At 67.7% G+C, this 23,674-nt stretch carries 17 protein-coding genes; 10 read left to right on the top strand and 7 right to left on the bottom strand.

Annotated elements, in window-relative coordinates:
- Positions 1–30: 30 nt before the first annotated feature.
- Positions 31–1,497 carry a MocR-like pyridoxine biosynthesis transcription factor PdxR gene (gene pdxR, locus CVO77_RS06735; protein WP_105998457.1) on the bottom strand — a complete coding sequence of 489 codons (1,467 nt, stop codon included), beginning with the start codon at positions 1,495–1,497 and terminating at the stop codon, positions 31–33.
- 205 nt (positions 1,498–1,702) lie between these two features.
- Here pdxR and CVO77_RS06730 point away from each other — a divergent pair, with 205 nt between their 5' ends.
- From CVO77_RS06730 to CVO77_RS06720, 3 genes are read left to right on the top strand one after another with little or no spacing between them, the layout of a single operon-like run.
- Positions 1,703–2,302 carry an FMN-binding negative transcriptional regulator gene (locus tag CVO77_RS06730; RefSeq protein WP_105998456.1) on the top strand — a complete coding sequence of 200 codons (600 nt, stop codon included), beginning with the start codon at positions 1,703–1,705 and terminating at the stop codon, positions 2,300–2,302.
- A 35-nt stretch (positions 2,303–2,337) separates the two neighbouring features.
- Positions 2,338–3,780 (top strand): amidohydrolase, encoded by a 1,443-nt coding sequence (locus tag CVO77_RS06725; RefSeq protein WP_105998455.1) that lies wholly within the window; start codon positions 2,338–2,340, stop codon positions 3,778–3,780.
- Positions 3,777–5,003, top strand: coding sequence for an amidohydrolase family protein (locus tag CVO77_RS06720; protein WP_105998454.1), 1,227 nt, complete (start codon positions 3,777–3,779; stop codon positions 5,001–5,003). Before CVO77_RS06725 ends, CVO77_RS06720 begins: the two co-directional genes overlap by 4 nt.
- Here CVO77_RS06720 and CVO77_RS06715 read toward each other — a convergent pair.
- Positions 4,973–6,241 carry a peptide MFS transporter gene (locus tag CVO77_RS06715; protein ID WP_105998453.1) on the bottom strand — a complete coding sequence of 423 codons (1,269 nt, stop codon included), beginning with the start codon at positions 6,239–6,241 and terminating at the stop codon, positions 4,973–4,975. The two genes, CVO77_RS06720 and CVO77_RS06715, sit on opposite strands and share 31 nt — an antisense overlap.
- A gap of 120 nt (positions 6,242–6,361) precedes the next feature.
- On the opposite strand from CVO77_RS06715, the gene CVO77_RS06710 reads away from it, so the two are divergent.
- On the top strand, positions 6,362–8,482 hold the full coding sequence (locus tag CVO77_RS06710) for a DUF2817 domain-containing protein (protein WP_158258016.1): 2,121 nt from the start codon (positions 6,362–6,364) through the stop codon (positions 8,480–8,482).
- A 4-nt stretch (positions 8,483–8,486) separates the two neighbouring features.
- On the opposite strand, the gene CVO77_RS06705 is transcribed toward CVO77_RS06710, so the two are convergent.
- Genes CVO77_RS06705 through CVO77_RS21795 form a run of 3 tightly spaced genes read right to left on the bottom strand, consistent with a single transcriptional unit; the run spans position 8,487 to position 13,208 of the window.
- Entirely contained in the window at positions 8,487–10,178 is a 1,692-nt protein-coding gene (locus CVO77_RS06705; protein WP_105998451.1) for an N-acyl-D-amino-acid deacylase family protein, read from the bottom strand.
- On the bottom strand, positions 10,171–10,926 hold the full coding sequence (locus tag CVO77_RS06700) for a helix-turn-helix domain-containing protein (protein ID WP_105998450.1): 756 nt from the start codon (positions 10,924–10,926) through the stop codon (positions 10,171–10,173). Before CVO77_RS06700 ends, CVO77_RS06705 begins: the two co-directional genes overlap by 8 nt.
- A gap of 35 nt (positions 10,927–10,961) precedes the next feature.
- Positions 10,962–13,208, bottom strand: coding sequence for a TonB-dependent receptor (locus CVO77_RS21795; protein WP_158258015.1), 2,247 nt, complete (start codon positions 13,206–13,208; stop codon positions 10,962–10,964).
- A gap of 272 nt (positions 13,209–13,480) precedes the next feature.
- Between CVO77_RS21795 and CVO77_RS06690 the strand changes: the two genes are divergently transcribed.
- From CVO77_RS06690 to CVO77_RS06680, 3 genes are read left to right on the top strand one after another with little or no spacing between them, the layout of a single operon-like run.
- The gene (locus CVO77_RS06690) at positions 13,481–15,010 is read left to right on the top strand and encodes an amino acid permease (RefSeq protein WP_105998448.1); all 1,530 of its coding nucleotides are present in this window, start codon (positions 13,481–13,483) and stop codon (positions 15,008–15,010) included.
- Entirely contained in the window at positions 15,007–16,023 is a 1,017-nt protein-coding gene (gene dgcA / locus CVO77_RS06685; RefSeq protein WP_105998447.1) for an N-acetyl-D-Glu racemase DgcA, read from the top strand. The genes CVO77_RS06690 and dgcA overlap by 4 nt, the downstream gene beginning before the upstream one ends.
- Positions 16,020–17,021 (top strand): N-acetyltransferase DgcN family protein, encoded by a 1,002-nt coding sequence (locus CVO77_RS06680; RefSeq protein ID WP_105998446.1) that lies wholly within the window; start codon positions 16,020–16,022, stop codon positions 17,019–17,021. The genes dgcA and CVO77_RS06680 overlap by 4 nt, the downstream gene beginning before the upstream one ends.
- On the opposite strand, the gene CVO77_RS06675 is transcribed toward CVO77_RS06680, so the two are convergent.
- Complete coding sequence (locus CVO77_RS06675; RefSeq protein ID WP_105998445.1) at positions 17,008–18,402, bottom strand: serine hydrolase domain-containing protein; 1,395 nt, start codon at positions 18,400–18,402, stop codon at positions 17,008–17,010. The genes CVO77_RS06680 and CVO77_RS06675 overlap by 14 nt on opposite strands.
- Positions 18,399–20,744 (bottom strand): penicillin acylase family protein, encoded by a 2,346-nt coding sequence (locus CVO77_RS06670; protein WP_105998444.1) that lies wholly within the window; start codon positions 20,742–20,744, stop codon positions 18,399–18,401. The genes CVO77_RS06675 and CVO77_RS06670 overlap by 4 nt, the downstream gene beginning before the upstream one ends.
- Before the next feature lie 139 nt (positions 20,745–20,883).
- Between CVO77_RS06670 and CVO77_RS06665 the strand changes: the two genes are divergently transcribed.
- Genes CVO77_RS06665 through CVO77_RS06655 form a run of 3 tightly spaced genes read left to right on the top strand, consistent with a single transcriptional unit; the run spans position 20,884 to position 23,671 of the window.
- Positions 20,884–21,705 carry an acetoacetate decarboxylase family protein gene (locus CVO77_RS06665; RefSeq protein WP_105998443.1) on the top strand — a complete coding sequence of 274 codons (822 nt, stop codon included), beginning with the start codon at positions 20,884–20,886 and terminating at the stop codon, positions 21,703–21,705.
- Positions 21,702–23,192, top strand: coding sequence for an aldehyde dehydrogenase family protein (locus tag CVO77_RS06660; RefSeq protein ID WP_158258014.1), 1,491 nt, complete (start codon positions 21,702–21,704; stop codon positions 23,190–23,192). The genes CVO77_RS06665 and CVO77_RS06660 overlap by 4 nt, the downstream gene beginning before the upstream one ends.
- Positions 23,189–23,671 (top strand): GNAT family N-acetyltransferase, encoded by a 483-nt coding sequence (locus tag CVO77_RS06655; protein WP_105998441.1) that lies wholly within the window; start codon positions 23,189–23,191, stop codon positions 23,669–23,671. Before CVO77_RS06660 ends, CVO77_RS06655 begins: the two co-directional genes overlap by 4 nt.
- Positions 23,672–23,674 lie beyond the last annotated feature (3 nt).

Below are 23,674 nucleotides of genomic sequence, written 5' to 3'. Positions count from 1 at the left end.
AATAATGGGACTGACTATGGGACCAAGGCGTCAGCCTCCCGCCGCTTCGCGAAGTCCCGCCAGCGCGATCCGCGCCTCATGGGCGTTGAGGCTGGCGAAGCCGATCCGCAGGCCGCGCGGGGCCTCGTCATGCGTCATGAACGAGCGCGACGAGGCAAAGCGCAGGCCCAGCGCCGCTGCGCGCGCCTCCATCGCGTCGAGGTCGCTGCCGGGAAAGCGCAACCAGAAGGCGAGCCCGCCATCGGGCATCTTGTAATCCGCGATATCGCCGAGCGCCTCGTCGAGTTCGGCGGCGAAATTCCGGCGCCGCTCGGCATAGACCTGCCAGGCCTTGCGCGCGTGACGACGCAGTTCGCCCGTTTCGATGAGCGCGGCGGCCGCATCCTCGGTCAGCGCATTGCCCATGCCGTCGGTCAGCGATACGCGGTGCGCGATCGCGTCGATGACCGCGGGCGGCGCGGCGATATAGCCGACGCGAAGCGCCGGTAGCAGCAGTTTCGACATCGATCCGACATAGATGGTCTGGCCCGGCCCATAGCTTGCGAGCGGCAGCAGCGGCTGCGACTGGAAATGAAACTCATGGTCATAATCATCCTCGATGATCGCAAAGCCGAAGAGGCGGGCCAGTTCGATGAGCCGGAGGCGCCGTCCGGGGCGCAGCGAGACGGTGGTCGGAAACTGATGGTGCGGGGTGACGAAGACCGCCCGCACGGCGTTGCGGCGGCAGGCATGTTCGACCGCGTCGATATCGATCCCGCCCTCGTCGAGGCCGACCGGGACGATCTGCGCGCCAAGCGCGCGAACGGCGGCAACGGCGGGCTCATAGGTCAGCGCCTCGACGACCACCGCGTCGCCGGGTTTCAGAAGGATCTGCGCGGCGAGGAAGAGGCCGTTCTGGCTGCCGCGCGTGATGCAGATATTGTCGGCCGTGACCAACAATCCGCGCTGTCCGCGCAGCATCGACGCGATGCCGTCGCGCAGCGCCGCCGATCCGCGCGGGTCGCGATATTGAAAGCCGTTGGTTTCCGCCGCCCGGTTCGTGGCGGCGCGATAGGCCCGGGCGAGAAGTTCGGCGGGGAAAAGCCGCCCGTCGGGCGCGCCCTCGTCGATCTTGAGCCCGCTTCCCCCCGGCAGCGCGATCGGGCGCGCGGGCGGCGCGGCATAGCGATAGTCGACCGCGACGCTGCTCATCGTGGGTTCGGGGTCGGCGTGCTGCCGCTTCACCGGATCGGGCAGCGCCGTCGCCACCATCGTCCCGCGCGTCGCGGCCGATTCGAGCCAGCCCTGCGCGATCAGATCCTCATAGGCGATGACCACGGTCTTTCGGTTGACGCCCAAAGTTTTCGCCAGTTCGCGGCTGCTCGGCAAATAGCTGCCCGCGGTCAGCCTGCCGCGCTCGATATCGCGAACGAGCGCTTCGATAATCTGCATATAGATCGGCGTGTCGCGCGTAGCGTCGATGCGGTCGCTGAGGCTGAGTTGCCAGGGGCGGAGCATTGGACCGGTCCTTCTCGCCAACAAACTTATAAGCCGGAACCAATCCTAATGGCCGCAATGCACCGCCACAACGCACAAGTGGTCCCTCCGATTTTCTTTTTTTGGCGCTTGTGGGAGGGCCAGAGAGGGTGGAAGAAAGCGACAGGCGCTCCGCCTTCGCCCGTTGGCGGCGGCGCGAGGCGCAACGGGATCTGAAGGGGGCGGTGTGACGCTTTTCGAGCGATTTGACGGAGCCGACGTGCGCAAGCTGATCGAGGATTATCCGCTCGCCTGGGTTTGCGGCGGCGGCGCGGCGGCGATGGAGGCGAGCCTCCTGCCGCTTATCGGCCGTTTCGACGAAGATGGGGCGCTGGTCGAACTGATCGGTCATCTGGCGCGGTCGAACCCGCTTCGCGCGGCGCTGACCGCCGATCCGCGCGCGACGATCCTGTTCGAGGGGCCCGACAGCTATATCAGCCCCGACCATGCCGGCATGCGCGACTGGGCTCCGACCTGGAATTATGCGCAGCTTCGGGTCCGCGCCGATGTGCGGTTCGACGCGGCGCTCACCGAATATGCGCTCGAAAGACTGGTCGAGGCGATGGAGAAGGGGAGGCTGAGGCCCTGGACGATCGCCGAGCTGGGCGATCGCTATCGGGACATGCTCGGCCACATCGTCGGATTCCGGGCGGTGGTGACGGGACTCACCGGCAAGTTCAAGCTGGGGCAGGACGAGCGCCAGCAAACGCGGGCGTCGATCATCGGCTCGCTGCCCGACGCCGACATGGTGGCCTGGATGCAGCGTTTCGACAGGGGGCGGACATGAGCGTAGAACGGGCGGGACGATCCGAAAGGATTAGGATGCGCCAGAGGATGATCGAGCAGGGCGCCGGGGGATTTTCGATCGGCCGCTGTGCCGGGGCGCTGGCGGCGGCTCTGCTGCTGGTCGGGGCGGCGTCCGATCGCGCGCCGTCGATCAAGGACCCCTATTCGTCGACCTATCGGCCCTTGCCGTCGCGCACCGTGATGATCACCGGCGCCACGCTGCTCGACGGGCGGGGACAGCAGATCGACGGCGGTTCGATCCTGCTGGCGGGCGGCAAGATCGTCGCGGTCGGGCGCGACATTATAGCTCCGGCCGATGCCGAGGTGATCGACGGCACCGGCAAATGGGTGACTCCGGGGATCATCGACGTCCACAGCCATGTCGGCAATGGCCCGATGCCCGAAGTGGTCGGCGCCGACAGCGTCAACGAGTTCGTGGGGCCGGTGACCGCCGAAGTGTGGGTCGAACATGGCGTGCTGGTCCAGGACCCGGCGTTCAGCCGCGCCGCCGCGGGGGGCGTCACCACCCAGCAGATATTGCCCGGATCGGGCAATTTGTTCGGCGGGCGGACGGCGGTGCTGAAAACGGTGCCGGCGCGCACCGCGCAGGCCATGAAATTTCCCGGTGCGCCCTATGGGCTCAAGATGGCGTGCGGCGAGATTCCGACCATGTCGTATAATGCGGCCAATCATCCCTATGGCACCAAGGGCGAGCGCCCGGCGACGCGGATGGGCAATTTCGCCATCTATCGCGCGACCTGGATCAAGGCGCAGAAATATCGCGCGGCTTGGGCCGCCTATGACAAGGCGAAGGCGGCGGGTGCGACGGGGCTGGTCGCCCCCGACCGCGACCTGACGCTCGAGACGCTGGCGGGCGTGCTCGATGGCGATATCCGCGTCCATATGCACTGCCACCGCGCCGACGAAATGGCGATGGTGCTAAGCATGGCGCGCGAATTCGGCTATCATGTCAGCGCCTTCCACCATGCGGTCGAGGCCTATAAAATCCCCGACCTGCTGAAGAAGGAAGGCACCTGCGCGGCGATGTGGTCCGACTGGTGGGGGTATAATATGGAATCCTATGACGGGGTGCAGCAGAATATCGGCCTCGTCCACCGCGCGGGCGGCTGCGCGATGATCCATTCGGATCACAGCGTCACCATCCAGCATCTGAACCAGGAAGGCGCCAAGGCGCGCGCCGCCGCGCATCGGCTGGGCATCGACATTTCCAAAGCCGACGCCTGGACATGGATGTCGTACAATCCGGCGACCGCGCTCGGCATCGCCGATCGCACCGGATCGCTCGAGCCGGGCAAGATGGCGGATGTGGTGCTGTGGAGCGGCGATCCCTTTTCCATCTATACCCACAGCGAAAAGGTCTTCGTCGATGGCGCAATCGTTTATGACCGCAGCAACCCGGCGTCGCGCTGGGTGAGCGATTTCGAGCTCGGCCAATCGGGCGCAGGAGACATGAAATGAGGGCGGGGCGGGCGATGGCGCTGATGCTCGCGCTGCTTCCCATGCCCGCCGCGGCCGAGACCGTGGCGATCGTCAACGGCCAGATTCACAGCCTGTCGGCGCGCGGGGTAATCGACAAGGGGACGGTGCTGATCCGGGGCGACCGCATCGTCGCGGTCGGCGATGCGGTCGCCGTCCCCGCCGATGCGCGCGTCATCGATGCCAAGGGGCAGCCGGTGACGCCCGGCCTGTTCAGCGCCTATAGCCAGCTTGGGCTGGTCGAGGTCGAAACCGTGCCCTCGACGCAGGACCAGTCGGCGCCGGGCGCGCCCTTCGCCGCCGGTTTCGACGTGCGTTACGGGATCAACCCGGCCTCGACCATCATCCCGACGGCGCGGGTCGAGGGGGTGACGCGCGGCGCGATCTTTCCGATGGCGAGCCGGTCGATCTTCGGCGGCATCGGCGCGCTGATCCAGACCGGCGACGCCGCCGCCCCGCTGTTCCAGCCTCGCGCGCTGGCGCTCGTCGAACTGGGGTCGGTGGGCGCCGCCGCCGCCGGCGGCGCGCGCGGCGCGGCGTGGATCACGCTGGAAGAAGCGCTGCGCACCGCGCCCGAGACCGAGGGGCCGGACGGCGAAGCGCTGCGGGCGATGCTCGCGGGCAAGTTGCCGATCGTGGCGCATGTCGAACGCGCGCCCGATATCGAGGAATTGATCGCCTTTGCCGCGCGCCACCCGACGATCCGCGTCATCATGATGGGGGCGACCGAAGGCTGGACGGTGGCGGACCGCATCGCGGCGGCGAAAATCCCGGTGATCGTCGACAGCTACGCCAATCTGCCCGTCGATTTCGAGACGATGGCGGCGACGCAGGAAAATGCGACGCGGCTGGCCAAGGCGGGGGTGATGATCGCGATCGCGCCGCTCAATCGGTTCAGCGCCGGGGCGCCGCACGATGCCCGGCTGGTCGCGCTTTATGCCGGCAATGCGGTCGGCAACGGTCTGCCATGGGCCGAGGCGCTGAAGGCGGTGACGCTGAACCCTGCGATCATTTTTGGCGTGGCGGACCGGCTCGGGTCGATCGAGCCAGGCAAGCTCGCCGATATCGTCGTCTGGCAGGGCGATCCGCTCGAGATCGGCGACGGACCGGCGGCGGTGTTCATCGCGGGTCGCCAGATGCCGATGGACACGCGCCAGACCCTGCTCGCCGAACGCTACAAGGCGCTGCTCTCCGGACGCGAGTGATCGGACCGGCCGAGCAGCCCCAATATCGCGGCCCCGGCCAGCGCGCATCCGGCGAGCAGCAGGAAAAAGGCCGGGGGGCTCATCGCCGACCAGGCGGTGCCGACCCAGCCCGAAAACAGGCTGCCGGTAAAGATGGTGCCATACCAGGCGGCGATTGCGAAGGCGCTCGATCCGGGCGGCGCGAGGCGATCGAACAGATAGAGGCCGGTGGGCAGGATATAAAGCTCGCCGAGCGTCAGCACCGCGAAGAAGGCGACCAGCCACGGCCACAGGATCGGCTGACCGTGGGCGATCGCGGCCAGCGCCGCCAGCATCGCGAAGGACAGCGCGACCAGCGCCGCGCCGAGCGCCATCCGGCCGATTGCCGGGCGCTCGCGTCCCGCCGCGGCGCGTCGCCGCCAATGGCCCAGCAGCAAGGGGGTCAGCGCGAAGACGAACAGCGGATTGAGTGCCTGGAACCAGGTCATCGGGATCGAAAGGTCGCCGATGCCGCGGTCGACCCCGCTTTCCAGCCAGATCGCCACCGTGTTGCCGACCTGTTGATAGGCGCCGCGAAACAGGGTGGTGGCAAAGCCGACCGCCAGCATCAGCAGGATGATCCGGCGCGAAAAGCGTGTCCGCGCGGTCTTGACGGCGGGCTGGCGGACAGGCTCGGCGGGCAGATATTTGCCGCCGAGGATATAGAGCAGCAGCCCGGCGAGCATACCGACCCCCGCCGCGCCGAACCCCCAGTGCCAGCCATAAAGCTCGCCCAAAGTGCCGCAGACGAAGGGCGCGAGGAAGCCGCCGATGTTGATGCCGACATAATAGATATTATAGGCGCCGGCGTGGCGCGGGTCGCCGGGTTGGTAGAGGTCGCCGATCTGCGCCGGGATCGCGGGCAGGAAGAATCCGTTGCCGACCACGATCACGGCGAGCCCGGCATAGAAAAAGGGTTCGAAGGTCAGCAGGAAATGGCCGAGCGCCATGATCGCCCCACCGAGGATGATCGCGCGCCGCCGCCCCAGCCAGCGATCGGTGATGACCCCGCCCAGCATCGGCGTCAGATAGAAGAAGGCGACATAGACCCCGAAGATCATCGAGCTTTTCGCCTGACTCATCATCAGGTCGGTCACCATGTAATAGACGACGATCGCGCGCATGCCGTAATAGGAAAACTGTTCCCACGTCTGCGTCAGGAACAGGATGGTCAGCCCCGCGGGGTGACCGAACCAGCTCTTTTCCGCCTCTGCCGTCATCGCGATCGCCCCCGTCGGCCAAATGCCGTGCGGCCGATGATCTAGAAATTACAAAAGTTGTCAATCCATGATTTTTTGATATAGTTATAACATTGACGAATGGAGCGGGCAGGGGCGGATATGCAAGAAGAAACGGTGGCCTGCATCGGCGCCGGGGTGATCGGCAACGCCTGGGCGGCGCTGTTCGCGGCGCGCGGATACCGGGTCCAGGTGCAGGATCCCGATCCGGCGGCGGCAGCGGCGCTCGACGCCATGGCGATCCGCGTCGCGATGGTGCTGGGCGTCGCGGTCGGCGACATCCGCGCCCGCCTGTCCTTTACCGATCGCCTCGAAACCGCGCTGGCCGACGCGATGTTCGTGCAGGAAAGCGCGCCCGAATCGCTCGAGCTCAAGCGGCGGCTGTTCCTCGACATCGACCGCATCGCGCCCGCCGATGTCGTCGTCGCGTCGAGCACCTCCGATTTCCCGATCTCGCTGTTCCAGCCGCAATGCCGCCATCCCGAACGGCTGTTGATCGGCCACCCCATCAACCCGCCCTATGCGATCCCGCTGGTCGAGGTGGTGGGCAGCCCGGCGACCAGCGAAGCGGCGATCGAGCGCGCCTGCGCTTTCTATCGGTCGGTGGGCAAGCATCCGCTGCGGCTTGACCGCGAAGTCACCGGCTTCCTCGCCAACCGGCTGCAGATGGCGGTCGCGCGCGAAGCGCTTCAGATGATCGCGCGGGGCGAGGCGACGGTGACGCAGGTCGACGAGGCGCTGATGCACGGCATCGGCCCACGCACCGCCGCGGTCGGGCTGTTCGGCGGCTATGCGCTCAACATCCGCGATGCCGATCCGGCGGCGTGGCTCGACCATATCGCCGCGTTCGATTTTGGCGAAGAACTGGTCCACCGCGATCCGTTTCCGGCGTGGACCCCCGAACTGCGCGATCGGGTCGCTGCCGAATGGCGCGCGCGCCTCGCCGATCCGGGCGCGGCCGCCTTGCGCGACCGGCGCGATCATATGGCGGTGCGGATCGCGGCGCTGCACGAGGATCGCCCCGCCGCTGCCGATCCGCATCCCGCCTTTGCCGAGGATTACAGCGCGGCGCGCGGCAAGTTTCGCGATGCCGCGCAGCGCGCCGGCGCCGAGGTCGAGGCGCATCGACTGCCCGGCCATGACGGACCCGGCGGCGAACCTTTGTTCATCGACGCCGCCTGGCTGGGGCCCGAGGATGCCGATGTCGTCGTCCTGTCGCTGTGCGGCACGCACGGCGCCGAAGGCTTCAACGGATCGGCGGCGCAGGTCCATTGGCTGACCGGGCACGCCGGGCAAGCGTTGCCCAAGGGGGTCGCGATACTGTTCGTGCATGCGGTCAATCCGTTCGGCTTTGCCCATATGCTGCGGGTCAACGAGAATAATGTCGATCTCAATCGCAATTTCATCGATTTCGGCGCGGCGCCGCCCGCCAATCCGGTCTATGCGGCGATCCGGGACGCTCTGCCACAGCGCACCGGGCTCGACGAGGCGCTGGTCGGCGAATGGGACGCGGCGGTCGCAGATGCGAACCGGGTCCACGGCGACTGGGCGGTCGCCAACGCGCTGAGCTGCGGCCAATATATCGACCCGCACGGGGTCGAATATGGCGGCGACGAATTGCAATGGTCGTCGCGGATCGTGACCGGCATCGTCACCCGGCGATGCGCGCGCGCGCGTCATGTCGCCTATATCGACTGGCACAGCCTGATCCCGATCGGCGATGGCCGCCTGATCTTCGTTGGCTTCGATACGGGCGGCGGCGCGCTGCACCGGCGGGCGGGATCATGGTGGGGCGAAAACGTGCTCGACCCCGCCACGGTCGATGCCCAATGGGCCAGCGGCACGTCGCAGCGCCGCCCGCACCATCATGGCGTCATCATGTGGGGCCTGCGCCGCGCGCTGGCGCCGACGACCGACCTCGCCGGTGCGCTGATCGAATTCTGCTGCGATCCCGACGCCTTCATCCACTCGCCCGAGCCCGACACGCGGACGACGATGTGGGAGCGCTGGCTGTTCGCGAACCGCGAACATCGCGGCGCGGCGGGGCAGATGGCGATGCGCTATCTGCGCGAGGCGGCGTCGCCCACGCGCCGATCCTATCAGGACGCGGCGATGGCGGCGGCGATGCCGGTCTATCGCCGCGCGATCGACGGGGCGGCGGCGTGGGCGGCGGACAATGTCGCCGCCGATTGCGGGGCGTTGATCCAGTCGGACGCCGATTGAGCGATCAACGCGCGGGGCATGCCTTCCACCCGCGCCCGCGCACCACGCGGCCCGACGCCGCGCCGGTGGGCTTTCCGTCCGCGAGCGCCGCGATGCCGTTGACGAACACGTCGGATACTCCGGTCGCATAATGATGCGGGTCGGCGAAGCTGGCATGATCGGCAATCGCCCGCGGATCGAACAGGACGATGTCGGCATGATAGCCGGTGCGCAGCAGGCCGCGATCGGCAAGTCCGAGGATCGACGCGGGCAGGCCGCTCATCCGCCGCACCACCTCGGCCAGCGACAGCCGTTTCTCGTCGCGGGTGTAGCGCCCCAGCACGCGCGCGAAGCTGCCATAGGTGCGCGGATGGACCCGGCTGCCCAGGAACGCGCCCTCGGTCGCGATCGCGGGTGCGTCGGATCCGATCGCGGTGAACGGCCAGGCGATCGCGGCGCGCAGATTGTCCTCGCTCATCGTCTCATAGATGGTGTCGACCCGGCCGTGGTCGGCGACGACGAGCTCGATCGCCGCTTCCTCGGGCGACACCCCGCGCTCGCGCGCGATATCGGCCAGGGTCCGGCCGACCAGCGGCTGGAGCGCGATGGTGCGGACGCCGGCGATAACCGCCTTGTCGGGGCCGGCCATGCGCAGCACATTTTCCCAGTCCCCCTTGCCCTGCATTTCGGCGATGACGCGGCGGCGCGTGGCGGGATCGTTCAGCCGCGCGATCGCGGCGTCGATGCCGCCGTCGAACAGCCAGGGCGGCATCGATGCGTCGAGCCCGGTTCCCGAGGCGATATAGGGATAGACATCGGCGCTCACCCGAAGCCCCGCAACGCGCGCCGCCTCGATCCGCGCGATCGCGGTCGCCATCTTCGGCCAATTGTCGCGCCCGCCGACCTTCAGATGATAGAAATGGACGGGAACATCGGCGGCGCGCCCGATCGCGATCGCTTCATCGACGCTTTCGAGGAAACGGTCGCCCTCGCTGCGCAGATGGGTTGCGTAGATACCGCCGCAACGTGCCGCCGCCTCGGCGAGCGCCGTCAGTTCGGGGGTCTTGGCAAAGGCGCCGGGGGGATAGATCAGCGCCGAGGCGACCCCCATCGCGCCTTCGTCCATCGCCTGCCGGACGACGCCGCGCATCGCGTCAAGCTGCGCCGGATCGGGATCGACGGCGGCTTCGCCCAGCACCATCTCGCGCGCCGTCGCGGCGCCGACGAAGGAGGCGATATTGGGCGCGATCCCCTTTGCCGCGACATGATCGAGATATCCGCCCAATGTGGTCCAGCGCACCGGGTAGCGGATGCCCTCCTCCTGCTGGGCGACCAGCGCCTTCGCCATCATCGGGGTCAGTGGTCCCATCGAGCTGCCTTCGCCCATCACCTCCAGCGTCACGCCCTGGCGCAGGTCGCTCAGGCCTCGCCCGTCGACCAGCAGCGATTCGGTTGCCCAGCTCAGCATGTTGATGAAGCCCGGCGCCACCGCCTTGCCCGTCGCGTCGATCGTCCGCCGCGCGGTGCCCGGCGCATGCGCGCCGACATAGGCGATGCGGCCGCCCCGAATGGCGACGTCGCCGACGACAGGCGCGGCGCCCGATCCGTCGTAGATCGTCCCGTGCCGGATCACCACATCGAAGGAAGGCCGCGTTACGCACCCGGCCAGCAACATCGCGACCAACGCCGGGATCAACCGGCGCGCGTGGCTAGCCATGCAGGCCGACCGCCGCGTCCGAACGGGCGTAGCGCGACGGCGACATGCCGAAATTCTGGCGAAAGATCATGCTGAAGGTCGCGATGCTTTCATAGCCGACCTCATAGGCGACGCGCGTCACCGATTCGCCCATCCGCAGCCGCGCCGTCGCTTCCTCGAGTCGCGCCTGCTGCCGCCAGACCGCCAGGCTCAGCCCGGTCTGCTGGCGGAAATTGCGCGTCAGCGCGCGCCGGCTCATGCCCACGGTGTGCGCCCATTCATCAATGGTGCGATTGTCCGAGGGGTCGGCGAGGATCGCCTGGCAGATGTTGAGCAGGCGGCTATCGCTGGGCGCGACCATCCGGCCCGCCGGATGCAGCTTCCCCTCGAATTCGCTGAGGATCAAGGACTTCAGGCAGGTGCTCCGTACCGTCTGCCCGGCCAGATCCTCGCTGCGCGACGCCTCGATCAGCAATTCGCGGAAAAATGGGGAAAGGTTCAGCAGGCGCACCGCGTCCGGCACCGCCATGGTATCGGTCCCGGCCAGCGCAAAGCTGCGCAGCGCGCCCGACTTGCGGGCGAAGCTGCTGTAATCGACGTCGGCGGGCACCCACAGCGCGCGCTGCGGCGGCAGCACCCAACTGCCATTGTCGACGCTGACCACGACGATCCCCGACAGGGTGAACAGGATTCGCCCTTCGCCCCCGCGCCGGTCGCTGCGCGGAAACAAATTGTCGGGGCCGGGCAGGCTGCAACGGCGCTGGAACATTCGACCTTCCTTCCCGCCTGGTCGGCGCCCGCTGGTCAGAAATTCTGGCTGAAGCTGATGCCGATCGTGCGCGGGGTGTTGATCCCCAATTTGGCGGGTGCGAAGAACATCGTGCTGTTGTCCGCGATGCCCGCATAGACATCGAAGATATTCTTCGCGAACAGCGTGATGTCGAACTTCTCCGACCGCAGGCCCAGATGGACATCGACCGTTTCATACGCCTCCAGCGGAACCGACAGGAACACGCCTTCGATGTTCGACCAGCGCTGCGACTGATATTGGATGTTGCCGCCGACAAAGGCGCGCCAGTCGCCGCCTACGCTCCATTCATATTCGGGGTTGGCGCTGAACGTCCATTTCGGCGCAAAGGGCAACGCGCCGCCCACCGTGCCGCCGAATGTCGGGTCCGAACGGGTCAGCGTCGCATCGGAATAGCCAACGCCGCCCGAAATCGACAGGCCGTCGATCGGCCGTGCGGTCACTTCGAGTTCGAACCCCTTGCTCTCGGCGTCACCGGCGTTGCCGAAGGCCCCGAACGCGCCAAAGGCGACGAAGCCCTGGATATTGGTCCAGTCGATATAATAAAGCGCGCCGCTGAGCGTCAGGCGCTTGTCCAGCAAGCTGGCGCGCGCGCCGACCTCGTAGTTCCATAGCGTTTCCGATCCGAACTGGTCGGTGAAGCCGGGAGGCGTCGGAACGCCCTCCGGCAAGGTCCGCGGGCCGCCCGGGCGATAGCCGCTGGCGGCGCGCGCATAGAACATCAGCTTGTCACTGGGTTGCCAGCGCAGGTTGGCGAGATAGCTGACGACGCCTTCGCTCGATGTCGGCAGCGCATAGGCGAGCGGCACCGTCGGATCGTCGGGATTGCCGATCAGACCCAGGTCGCGGCCGCGCAGGCTGGTCTTGTTGTGCGCGTAACGCAGCCCGACCGTCGCATCGAGCTTGGGGGTCAGATAGTAAGTGAGATTGCCGAAAAGGGCATATTCGCGATATTTGGTGAATTCATGCCCGTCATAGACGCGCACCGTCGAGGTATCGAAGGCGTCGCTGGGCAGGATCGGCTGAAAGATCGAAATGAAGTCCGATTTCTCCTTGGTGTAGAAACCACCCACCAGCCATTGCAGCGGCCCGTCCCCGGTCGACGAAAGGCGCAGTTCCTGCGTCAGTTTCTTGGTTTCGAGACCGTAGAGAAATTGCACGCGGTCCCCGGCGGGCACCAGGTCGACATAATCCGGCGTATAGTCCGCGCGCTTGCGGTTGCGCGCTTGCGAATAGCTGGTCGCCGAGACCAGCGAGATATCCGAGCCGAGATCATAGGTGATCGTCGCCGACGCGACGCGGGTGTTGGTGTGGTTCCATTCGGGCGTGGTGAATTCGCTGTCGTAGCGGCCATAGGTCGGGATGATGGCGCGCGGTTCATCGGGGATGAAACCAAAGAACGCCGCCTGGTCCACGGCAACGCCGTTGATGCCGTGGCTGTTCAGCTGTTGATAGATGGCGCCCAGCCGGATCGAGAGCGCGTCGGTGGGTGTCCACAGCAAGGATGCGTTGATACCCCTCGACACCACGCGGTTGACGTCCTTTTCGCCGTCGAACCCATTGTCCAGATAGCCCGGATCGCGGCGGTAGAAGCCGCTGACGCGAAGCGCGAGCCGATCCGCCGCGATCGGGAGGTTGACGTTGGCGCGCAGCGAAAAGCCGGCCTCGCCATGACGGACCGACGATAATTCCTGTTTCGCGCCGAACGAAAATTCGCGCGTGTCGGGTGCCTTGGTGACGAATTTCAGCACCCCGCCGGGGGCGCTGGCGCCATAGAGCGTGCCTTGCGGCCCCTTCAGCACCTCGACCCGCTCGAGGATGCTGGGATCGAGATCGGGGGTGAGCAGCGCGCCCCCGGCGAACAGCGTCGACGATCCGAACGGCACATCGTCGATATAGGTGCCGGTGGTGGCGTTGAAGGTGACGCTGTTGATGCCGCGAATAACGACCTTGGCCAGACCCGGCGAGCCGAAGGTCTGCATGGACACGTTCGGCATATTGCCCAGATAGTCCATCAGGCCGTTGGCGTTCTGGCGGTCGAGCTTTTCGCCGGTCTCGACGCTGATCGCCATCGCGACCGAGGTCAGCGCCTCGGCGCGTTTGTTGGCGGTGACGATGATGGTGTTGTCGTCACGGTCCGCGGCGGGTTTCGCCTCCTGCGCGAACGCGCCCTGCGGCAGCGCGAGGGCGAGCATGCCCACGCCGGCCATCGCGGCCAATCTGATCGTTGCGGTCCTGTTCATGTTGCCAGCCATCCTTTTGCCTCCCGAAACGCTCGGGGACATCGCCGCGCTTTATCCTGTGCGGTCGCTGCCCTCTCCCCGGCTTCACGCTGACTATATAATTTCTTCAAAATTCGTCAATGATGATATTTTGAAAGATTTCCATCATTTTTGAAAGGGCGGGAATTCGCCGGTTTTGGAACAAGTCTGGCCCGATCCCAGTCGGGTTTGATCCCGATAGGAAAGGCGCGCTTCCGTCCGCCCCGCCATAATCGGGACAAGGGAGCCGGACCATGACATGCGACAGAAAAAATGGCCTGTTCGTTCGCAAGAGCGTCGATCAGGTCCGCATCGAATCGGTCGATCATGGACTGAAACGATCGCTCGGCCCGATCGACCTGATGTTCCTCGGCGTCGGGTCGACGATCGGCGCGGGCATCTATGTGATGACCGGAACCGCGGCGGCCACCTTCGCAGGGCCGGCGGTGCTGATCTCCTTCGTCATCGCCGGCTTCGCCTGCGCTTTCGCCGCGCTCTGCTATGCCGAACTGGCGTCGACGATGCCGGTGTCGGGATCGTCCTACACCTATGCCTATGCAACGCTGGGCGAAGTGGCGGCGTGGACGATGGGGTGGCTGATCGTGCTTGAATATGGCGTTGCCGGGGCGACCGTCGCGGTCGGCTTTTCGGGCTATTTCACCAGCCTGTTCGGCGATTTCGGCATCCACATCCCCGCCGTGCTGACGACCCCGCTGATCCATGTCGCCGACGCCGGAACCGGCCATGTCTCGATCGACGGGTCGGTCAATCTGGTCGCCGCCGCGATCATCCTGCTGGTGACGGTCCCGCTGTTGTTCGGCGTGTCGCAATCGGCGGCGGTGAACAGCGTCATCGTGACGATCAAGGCGGGCATATTGGTCGCCTTCGTCGCGATCGGGGTCGGCGCGATCGACCCCGCCAACTGGGTGCCGTTCATCCCGGCCAATGAGGGCGGTTTCAGCTATGGCTGGCCCGGGGTGTTCCGCGCGGCGTCGGTGATCTTTTTCGCCTATATCGGATTCGAGACCGTCTCGACCGCCGGGGCCGAGGCGCGCAACCCGCAGCGCGACCTGCCGATCGGCATCCTCGGCGCGCTGACCATCTGCACCTTGCTTTACATCAGCGTCGCCGCGGTGCTGACCGGGGTGGTGCCGTTCCGCGAACTCGGCGTTCCCGATCCGCTGGGGGTCGCGGTCGAGGCGATGCACAAGCCCTGGTTCGCGCTGGTCATCAAGCTGGGCGCGGTGATCGGGCTGACCTCGGTGCTGCTCGTGCTGTCCTACGGCCAGTCGCGGGTGTTCTTTGCCATGTCGCGCGACGGGTTGATGCCGCCGCTGTTCGCGCGCCTGCATCCAAAATACTGCACGCCGTGGGGCGGGACGATCGCGCTGGGGCTGGGAATGGCGATCGCCGCCGCCTTCCTGCCAATCACCCTGCTCGGCGATCTGGTCAGCCTGGGCACTGCGATCTCCTTTGCGATCATCTGCTTCACGGTGATCTGGCTGCGCAATCTCCATCCCGAGATCGAACGGCCATTCCGTGTGCCGCTGGGCGGGTTCCGGGTGCGCGGCATCTGGATCGGCGTCACCCCGCTCGCCGGCATCCTCTTGTGCAGCGCGATGGCGGGGCCATTGCTGTTCGACGTCGTGCAAAAGATCGGGGCGGGCAACCCGGTTCCGGCGATGCTGCTGGGCGGTCATGCGCTGGCGGGGGCGGCGATCTATATGCTGTATGGCCGCAGGCATTCGCGGCTGGGCCAGGGCCTTGGGCCGGGCGCCCAATGACCGGCCTGCGCGCCAATGCGGTGATCGAGCGCTGGGCGCTGGCGACCCCGTTCACCATCTCGCGCGAGCGGTTCGACGATGTCGCGGTGGTGCTGGTGACGCTCGACGACGGCCGCCACCGGGGGCGGGGCGAATCGTGCCCGGTCGGCCATTATGGCGAGACCCCCGACGGCGTCCTGGCGCAGGTGGACACGATGCTTGGCGCCTTGCGCGCCGGGGCCGCCTGGGCTGACATCCACGACGCATTCCCGCCCGGCGCCGCACGCAACGCCGTCGACTGCGCGGTCTGGGATCTGCGCGCGCGGCAAGACGATACGCCGGTCTGGGCGCTGCTCGACCTGCCTCGGCCCGAGCGGGTGGAGACGGTGTTCACGATCAGCATAGACACGCCGCAAGCGATGGCGGCGGCGGCGCAGGCGGCGACTGATCACGCCCTGTTGAAGCTGAAGCTGGGCGGCGCCGACGACAGCGCCCGCATCGCCGCGATCCGCGCCGCGGTGCCCGACAAGCGACTGATCGCCGACATCAACGAAGGCTGGTCGCCCACCGATTTCGCCCGCCACATGCCCGCGATGGCGGCGGCCGGGATCGAGATGGTCGAGCAACCGTTCCGGGCCGGGATGGATGCCCTGCTCGCCGATTGCGATCGTCCGTTGCCGATCGGCGCCGACGAATCCTGCCACGTCGCGGCCGATATCGCCGAGCTCGCGAGCCTCTATGACGTGATCAACATCAAGCTCGACAAGACCGGGGGGCTGACCGAGGCCGTCCGCCTGCTCCATGCCGCGCAGGCGGCCGGGCTGGACACGATGGTCGGCTGCATGCTCGGCACCTCGCTGGCGATGGCGCCCGCGATGCTGATCGCCCCTGCCTGCCGCTTCGTCGATCTCGATGCGCCCTTGCTGATGGGCTGCGACCGCGTGCCGGCGCTGACCTATCGCGGCGGCTGGATCGATCCGCCCGCCCCCGGCCTCTGGGGCTGCCCCTTCACCACCGAAACGGATATGCTATGACCATTGCCCAGCCTTATCTGCTCTTCCTCGCCGACGCGCCGCACGCCAAGACCGCGTTCGGCGTGCGCCACTGGCGGCCCGACGCCTGCGCCGCGCAATTCCGCTATCCGGGCTCGACGCTCGACCTCGGCCTGCCCGAGATGACGCCCGATCAAGCGGCGGCGGCGGGGGTGAAGACGTTGCTGATCGGCGCCGCCCCGGCGGGCGGGATGTTGCCCGATCGCTGGGTCGGCGATCTGGTCGCGGCGATCCGCGCCGGGATGGACATCGCCAGCGGGCTCCACGCCCGACTGACCGACGTGCCCGAACTCGTCGCCGCCGCGAAGGCGGCGGGACGTCGGCTCCACGATGTTCGCCACCCGACCGAAAATTTCACCATCGGCGGCTTCGAGCGCCGCCCCGGCAAGCGTCTGCTGACCGTCGGCGCCGACTGCGCGGTGGGCAAGATGTACACCGCCCTCGCCATCGAACGCGAACTGCGCGCGCGCGGGGTCGCCGCCGATTTCCGCGCCACCGGCCAGACCGGCATCTTGATCGTCGGCAGCGGCGTGTCGGTCGATGCGGTGATCTCCGATTTCGTCGCTGCCGCCGCGGCCGCCCTGTCGCCCGCCGCCGCGGACGATCATTGGGACGTGGTCGAGGGGCAGGGGTCGCTGTTCCACCCCGCCTATGCCGGGGTCACGCTGGGACTGCTCCACGGCAGCCAGCCCGACGCGATGGTGCTGTGCGCCGATCCGTCGCGCACCGCGCTCGGCGATTTCGACGCCTATCCGCAGCCCGACCTGGCCGAGTGCATCGCCCTCTATACCGATTGCGCCCGGCTGACGAACCCGGATGCGCGGGTGGTCGGGATCAGCCTGAACAGCTCGTCGTTCGGCGAAGGGGAGGCGGCGGCGCTGATCGCGCGGACCGAGGATCGGCTCGGCCTGCCTTGCGTCGATCCGGTTCGCACCGGGGTCGCGGCGATCGTTGACCGGCTGGGGGTCAAAGGGCGCTGATCTCATAGATCAGGCCGCCCTGCGTATAGCCGACGGTGACGAAATCATGCCGCCCCGCGACGGTCAGGCGATAACGGCGGCGCAGGTCGCCGCCCGCGCGGCTTTCCTGCACCAGATCGACGGCGGTCAGCGGCGGCGTGTCCTGGCTGTAATCGTCGAGCGCGTCGTCGCCGAACCGATCGACCAGCACCTGCATTTCGGGCGCGAACAGCGCGGGATGGGCTGGGCGCTCGCGCCGCATCAGGGCGCGCAGCAGCGCCGTCAGCTCGGGCCTGCGGTCGGCGATGACCGGCAGCGATGCGGGCGTGCTGCCCGGCGCGACCTGTTCGACCAGATCGAGGCCGATCGCTCCGATCGCGTCGCTGTCGAGGTTCACGGCCATCATCATCGTCAGGCCGCTGGCGGGGTCGTGATAATGGCAGGCGCGAAACCCCGATACGCTGCCGGTGTGCCACAGATAGGGCGGGCGGCCGGGCAGGCGATCGATGACCCAGCCCATATTGTAATAGCAGGCCCGCCCGCTGCTCAGCCGGGTCGGCGTCTGCATTCGCCGCATCGACGCGGCCGACAGCAGGGTTCCGTTCCACAGCGCGGCGGACCAGCCGGGCACGTCGCGCGCCGACATCAGCACCCCGCCCGCGGCGACCGACGATATGGTCGACGACATCGGTGTCGCATGGCGGACCGCGCCATCGGTCCTCGTATAGGGTTCGGCGCGGCCCGCGATCACCGCTTCGCCGTCATCGACCCGCGCATCGCGCAGGCCCGCCGCGTGGAACATGGCATGGACCGCCGCGGCATAGGGTGCGCCGGTCACATCCTCGATCAGATAGCCGAGTAGAGTGAAGGCGGCGTTCGAATAGCACCACGCCGCCCCCGGCGCGAAATCGAGCGAGCGGCCCTTGGCCCACGCCAGCACGTCGCCGCGCGCCCACGGCCGGTCCCAGACGATGCTGTCCCAGTCGGGAATGCCGCTGCTGTGGTTCAGGATGGTCGCGACCGGCGCCCCCTGCCAGCCCTGCGGAAGCCCGGCGACATAGCGGCCGATCCCGGCATCCAGGTCCACCCGCCCGGCATCAACGAGGCGAAGGACGGCGGCGGCGGTGACATGCTTGCCGACCGATCCGATGTGGAACAAGGTTCCCGCACCGACCGCGACCCCGAACGGCAGGCTGGCCCGGCCCGCGGTCAGGAAGCGCGGCGGCTGGCCCGCCCGCACGATCGCCGCCGCCCCGCCCGGCAGGCCCTCGGCAGCCAGCCGCTCGCGAAACCAGCGATCGAGATCGGCGTCGGCGGCCGGGGCGGCGCCGGCATGGCTGGCGGCCAGCGATACGCCGACGCCCAGCGCCCCGCCGATCACCCCCCGGCGCGTGACCGTCATTGCGCGACCGTCATCGTGCGATAGGCGGGATCGGCCTTTATCTGCGCATCGGTGAATGGCTGCGGTTTCAGTTCGCCGACCGCGAAGCTTGCCGCCTGGTCGTCCGAATGCGGCGACGCCGGATCGGACGAATTCGAATAGGCGAGCAGCGCCTTCGCGACCGGGCCGTCGTCGTCGAAGCCGACGATCTGGATATAGCTGCTGCCCAGTGTCGGCACCATATGGCCGCCGCCCGGCGCCAGCACGCTGTACATGCTGTTATAGACGTCGCCCCCCGCGCCGCCGGGCACCGGCACGCGGCCGGCGCGGGTGTCGATATATTGGATGTCGCCCCACGGGCGGGTCCAGTCGATCCCGTTCTTGCGCTGCGCCACCACCGCCTTGCCGAGCCCTTCGCGAAGCTGCGTCCGTATCGCGGGATCGTCCAGCTTCAGCCCGTGCGGCGTCGTCACCGGATGGTGCGCATCGAACGGCACCGTCCAAAGCCCCGGCGTGCCCTCCAGCGGATTCCACCACGCCGCGAACAGCGGATAGCCGATGCTGGCCGGGCTGGCGGTGCCGTCCCACGCGGTCAAGGTCGCGCAAGGGGCGGCAAGGTCGATCGTCTCGCCCTCGACGACCACCGAACCGGGTTCGGCGCACAGCCGCTTGATATCGCCATGCAGCAGGCCGCCATAGAAAACCCGGTTGCTGAACGCGATATCGTGGAGCGACCGGGCGTCGAAACGCTTGCCCGGCCGTCCGTCGGTTCCGGCCAGCCGCGCGTCGATCTGTTCGATGCCCATGCGGGTGCGGCCGCCCTGCGCGACATCCTGCGCGCTGACGATCTCGGGATAGCCGGTCAGCGGCGTCCGGGCATTGGTCAGCCAGGCGCTGTCGTTGGAATTCTGGACATAATCGCTGCGCCACAGCAGCGGCAGCCGGTCGCCCGGAACGACGCCGGACTGGCGCAGGCCGGACACCTGATCCCACCCGCAGGCGGGATCGCTGCCGTCGAGTACCATCACCCCCGACGCGACCAGCGCGCGATAGGGTTCGGCGACGCAGCGCGCCTGTTTTTCGGCCGAGATGTTGGGGACGACGGTGACCCCCAGATAGAGCGCGCGGCCGTCGCGGTCGGCGGCGATCGTATTGACCCACGGCAGGCCGAGCACCGACTGGACCCGGCTGGCAAGGACCGCGAGCGTCGGCGCGCTGTCCATCGCGTGCCACATCTCGATCATCCGGTTGTTGTCGGCATTGGCGTCGCCCAGCGCATAGGCCGTGGTCGCGCTCCATTCGAACGCCCCCGGCTTTGCGACGACGGGGCCATAGATGGTCTGCCAGAAATCATGGCTTTCGGCCTTGTCGCCGACCGCGATCGAAACGGCCTTCTTCTCCATCGTCAACCAGCGGTCGCCGACGCGGTAACGGGTCGGGTCGGCCGGATCGAGCGTGAGCGCATGGAGGGTGAAATGCGCCGACGTGTTGACCGTGTGGCTCCACGCGATGTCGCGGGTAAAGCCGATATTGACCACCGGCAGCCCGGCAAGCGCCGCGCCCATCACGTCGAGCTGGCCCGGCATCGTCAGGTGGAACTGATAGAAGCGCAAGATGCCCTGCCACGGATAATGCGGATTGCCGAGCAGCAGCCCGCGCCCGTCGCTCGTCGCATCCTTGCCCAGCGCGACGGCATTGCTGCCGACGCCATAGGATGCGGTTCGCCGCGCGAGGGCGCTGAAATCGGCCGCGACCTCCGCGCCCGCCGCGCCGGGCGCGGGCGGCCTGGCGCCGATCAGTTCGTTGACGAATTGCAGCGAGCTGCCCTCCAGCGCATAGCGCCGCATCAACCGCATGATATCGTCGGTCGTCAGCGGCCGCACCCACGGCTTCGACCGGCAGGCGACGGGCAGCGCCGCGGCGCCGGTATCGGCGAGATAGCGGTTGATGCCCGCGACATAGCCCGTCACCCGCGCCTTCACCGGCGCCGGTTGCCCGTTCCATGCGGCCGCCACTTCGGCCGGTTCGTTGACCAGCCGGAAATAATAATCCGATGTCCGGTTGTCGGCGCGGACCGAGCCCGAATCGATGTCGGGTCCGCCGGTCGCCTCGGGCGCGAAATAGCGCGAGCGTTCGCCCGCCACGGTCACCATTTCCTCGGCGAACATGCAGAAATTATCCTGCGCATAGGCATAGCCGAGACCGAAACCCAGGCTCGCTTCATCGGCCGCCTTGATATGTGGGATGCCAAAGCTCGTGCGGCGGATTTCGGCGGTATAGTGCGGCGAACCGGCGGCAAGCGCCGATGTTTCGGCCACGGCCCACAGACCCAGCAACAGGCCAAGGCCGGTTCTTTTGCGCATCGAAGCTTCTCCCCATGGCGGGCCGTTCCGACCCTATGTTTTTCATCTTACATTATTTGAATAATAATAGTCTATGAATAATATTTGACATACCGGGTCACAACCCGGATGATAGCGTCCGATTCAGCCGGAGGCATCCATGTCCTACGCCTTCCTTCCCGCCATGCGCTATCGCATGCCCACCCATTTCGGCCCGATGCCCGGTCCGCGCCAGGGGCCGGCGGGCGAGCGCTACGAATGCCGGAACGATCCGCGCCAGCATATCGTCCACGCCGCCTTCGCCGCCCCGGCCGACCGGCTGGCGGCGTTCATGCCGCCGGGCTTCGCGGTGGCGCGCGGCGAACTGCACGTCAGTTTTTGCTACATGACCGAAATCGCCTGGCTGGCGGGGCGCGGTTACAACACTTTCGGCGTCACCATTCCCGCCACATATGCGGGCACGAGCGAGCGGATCGCCGGTGACCTGATGCTGATATTGTGGGAAAATATGGCTGACCCGATCATCAGCGGGCGCGAGGAACTGGGCTTCTCCAAACTCTATTGCGACTTGCCGCCGCCGATGGAAACGTCGCGGGGGATCACCTGCCGGGCAAGCTGGGACGGCTGCGGTTTCGCGGCGCTCAGGCTGGACGGGCTGGGCGATGGGGAGGGGCAGGGCGATCCGCCGCCGTCGCAGGGCCTGCTGCATTATAAATATATCCCACGCACCGGCGCGCCCGGCGTGGCCGACGCCGAATATGCGGTGCTGACCCCGGCGACGGGCGGGCATTTGCGGGTCGAAACCACGCAGGCGGCGGCGGGGGCGACGCTCGACTGGCAGCGGTCGAGTTGGGAGCAATTGCCGACGCTCCATCATATCGTCGAGGCGCTGGCCGATGTGCCGCTGGGGCCATGCCTTGCCGCCTCGGTCAGCGTGACGCGGGGCGCGAAGGACCTCAGCGACCAGCGCATCCTGTCATGACGACCGACTGGCACGCAGCGGCGCGGCGCATCGCGTTCGACGGCCGCCCGTTCATCGGCGGTGACGCCCGCGCGCCGCGATCGCGGGCCAGTTTTGCCACCGACTGTCCCTTCACAGAGCAGTCGCTGGCGATGATCGCCGACGGCAATGCCGAGGATATCGACCGCGCCGTCTCCGCGGCGCGGCACTGCTTCGCCGATGGCTGGCGGTCGATCGCCCCGGACCAGCGGCAGGCGCATCTTCACGCGCTGGCCGACGGCATCCATGCCGCACGCGACAGGCTGGCGCTGATGGACTGCCTCGAAATGGGGATGCCGATCAGCAACGCGCTCGGCGCGGTCGACGAGGCGGTGCGCTTCACCCGCTATTATGCCGCCGCGATCGACCAGCCGCGCGGCGAGGTCGTCCATGCCGACGCCGCGCATGTGCTGGCGATGAACTGGTATGAGCCGCGCGGCGTCGTCGGCATCATATCGTCGTGGAATTTCCCCTTGCTGGTCGCGGTCGCGGCGATCGCTCCCGCCATCGCGGCGGGCAATACGGTGGTCGCCAAGCCGTCGCCGGTCGCGCCGTCCTCGGTGCTGGCGCTGGCGCGGATCGCGGCCGAGGCGGGACTGCCGCCCGGCGTGATCAACGCGGTGGCGGGCGGCGGCGAAACCGGCGCGGCGCTGGCCGGCCATGATGATGTCGATCAGATCGGCTTTGTTGGATCGGCGGCGACCGGGCGGCGGATCATGGTCGCCGCGGGCCAGTCGAACGGCAAGCCGGTGATGCTGGAGGGCGGCGGCAAATCGCCGCAGATCGTCTTTGCCGATGCCGTGGGTCTGGACGGACTGGCCGATTCGATTGCCGCGTCGGCCTTCGCCAATTCGGGCCAGATCTGCGTCGCGCGCACCCGCCTGCTGGTCGAGCGCGGCATCGCCGACGCGCTGATCGATTGGGTGCGCGAAGCCACCGCGCGGCTGTTCACCGTCGGCGATCCGCTCGACCCCCTCGTCAGCTATGGCCCGCTCGCCAGCCGCGCGCAGCAGGGGCGGGTGCAATCCTATCTCGACATCGGCGCCGCCGAAAAGGCGGACCATCGGGTGATCGCGACGGGTGGGACGATGCCGGAGAAGGGCTATTTCGTGCCGCCCGGCATCTTCGCCGCCGCGTCGGGTGCGATGCGCGTCGCGCGCGAGGAAATTTTCGGCCCGCTGATCGCGCTGATCCCCTTTTCGGACGAGGCCGATGCGGTGCGGATCGCCAACGACACGCCGCACGGGCTGGCGGCGACGCTGTGGACCCGCGACATCGGCCGCGCGCGGCGGATGGCGCGCGATATCGACGCCGGGCGGATCGACATCCGCGCCAGCGCCGCCATGGGCGCGCCGCTGCACCTGATGCCCGCCGAACCTTTTGGCGGGTCGGGTCATGGCGTGCTGGGCGGGCAACAGGGGATGCGCGCCTATCAGCGGCTGAAATCCGTCCAGATCATCACCGGATGAGCGGCGTGGCGGCCCTGCGCATCATACCCCTGCTCGACCATCCGGCCGCGATCGATGCGGTGGTCCGATGGATCGACGCCGAATGGGGCGCGTTCAGCGGACGCACCCTCGCCGATACGCGCGCGCGCTTTACCGAGGACGAAGCCGCGCTCCTGCCGCGCTCCTATGTCGCGCTCGATGGGGCGATCCCGCTGGGCGTCGCCAGCCTGCGCGCGCGCGACAGCGTCGATTGGGATCCCGGTGTCGAGCCGTGGCTGTGCAACGTCTATGTTCCCGCCGAAGCCCGCGGCGCGGGCATCGCCGCCCGGCTGTGCGACCATGTCGCGGAGCGGGCGGCGGTGCTCGATTTCCCCGCGCTGTTCCTCGCCTCGACCGCGGGCGACGATTCGCTTTATTACCGGCTCGGCTATCGCACCTACCGGATCGTCGATCATGACGGCGAGCGGCTGCACCTGATGAAGCTGGCGCTGCGCCCCTGACGC

It is taken from the genome of Sphingopyxis lindanitolerans, assembly GCF_002993885.1.
GTDB lineage: Bacteria > Pseudomonadota > Alphaproteobacteria > Sphingomonadales > Sphingomonadaceae > Sphingopyxis > Sphingopyxis lindanitolerans.
Note: the sequence above shows the minus strand (reverse complement) of the source record. Positions and strands in the feature narration are given on the sequence as shown.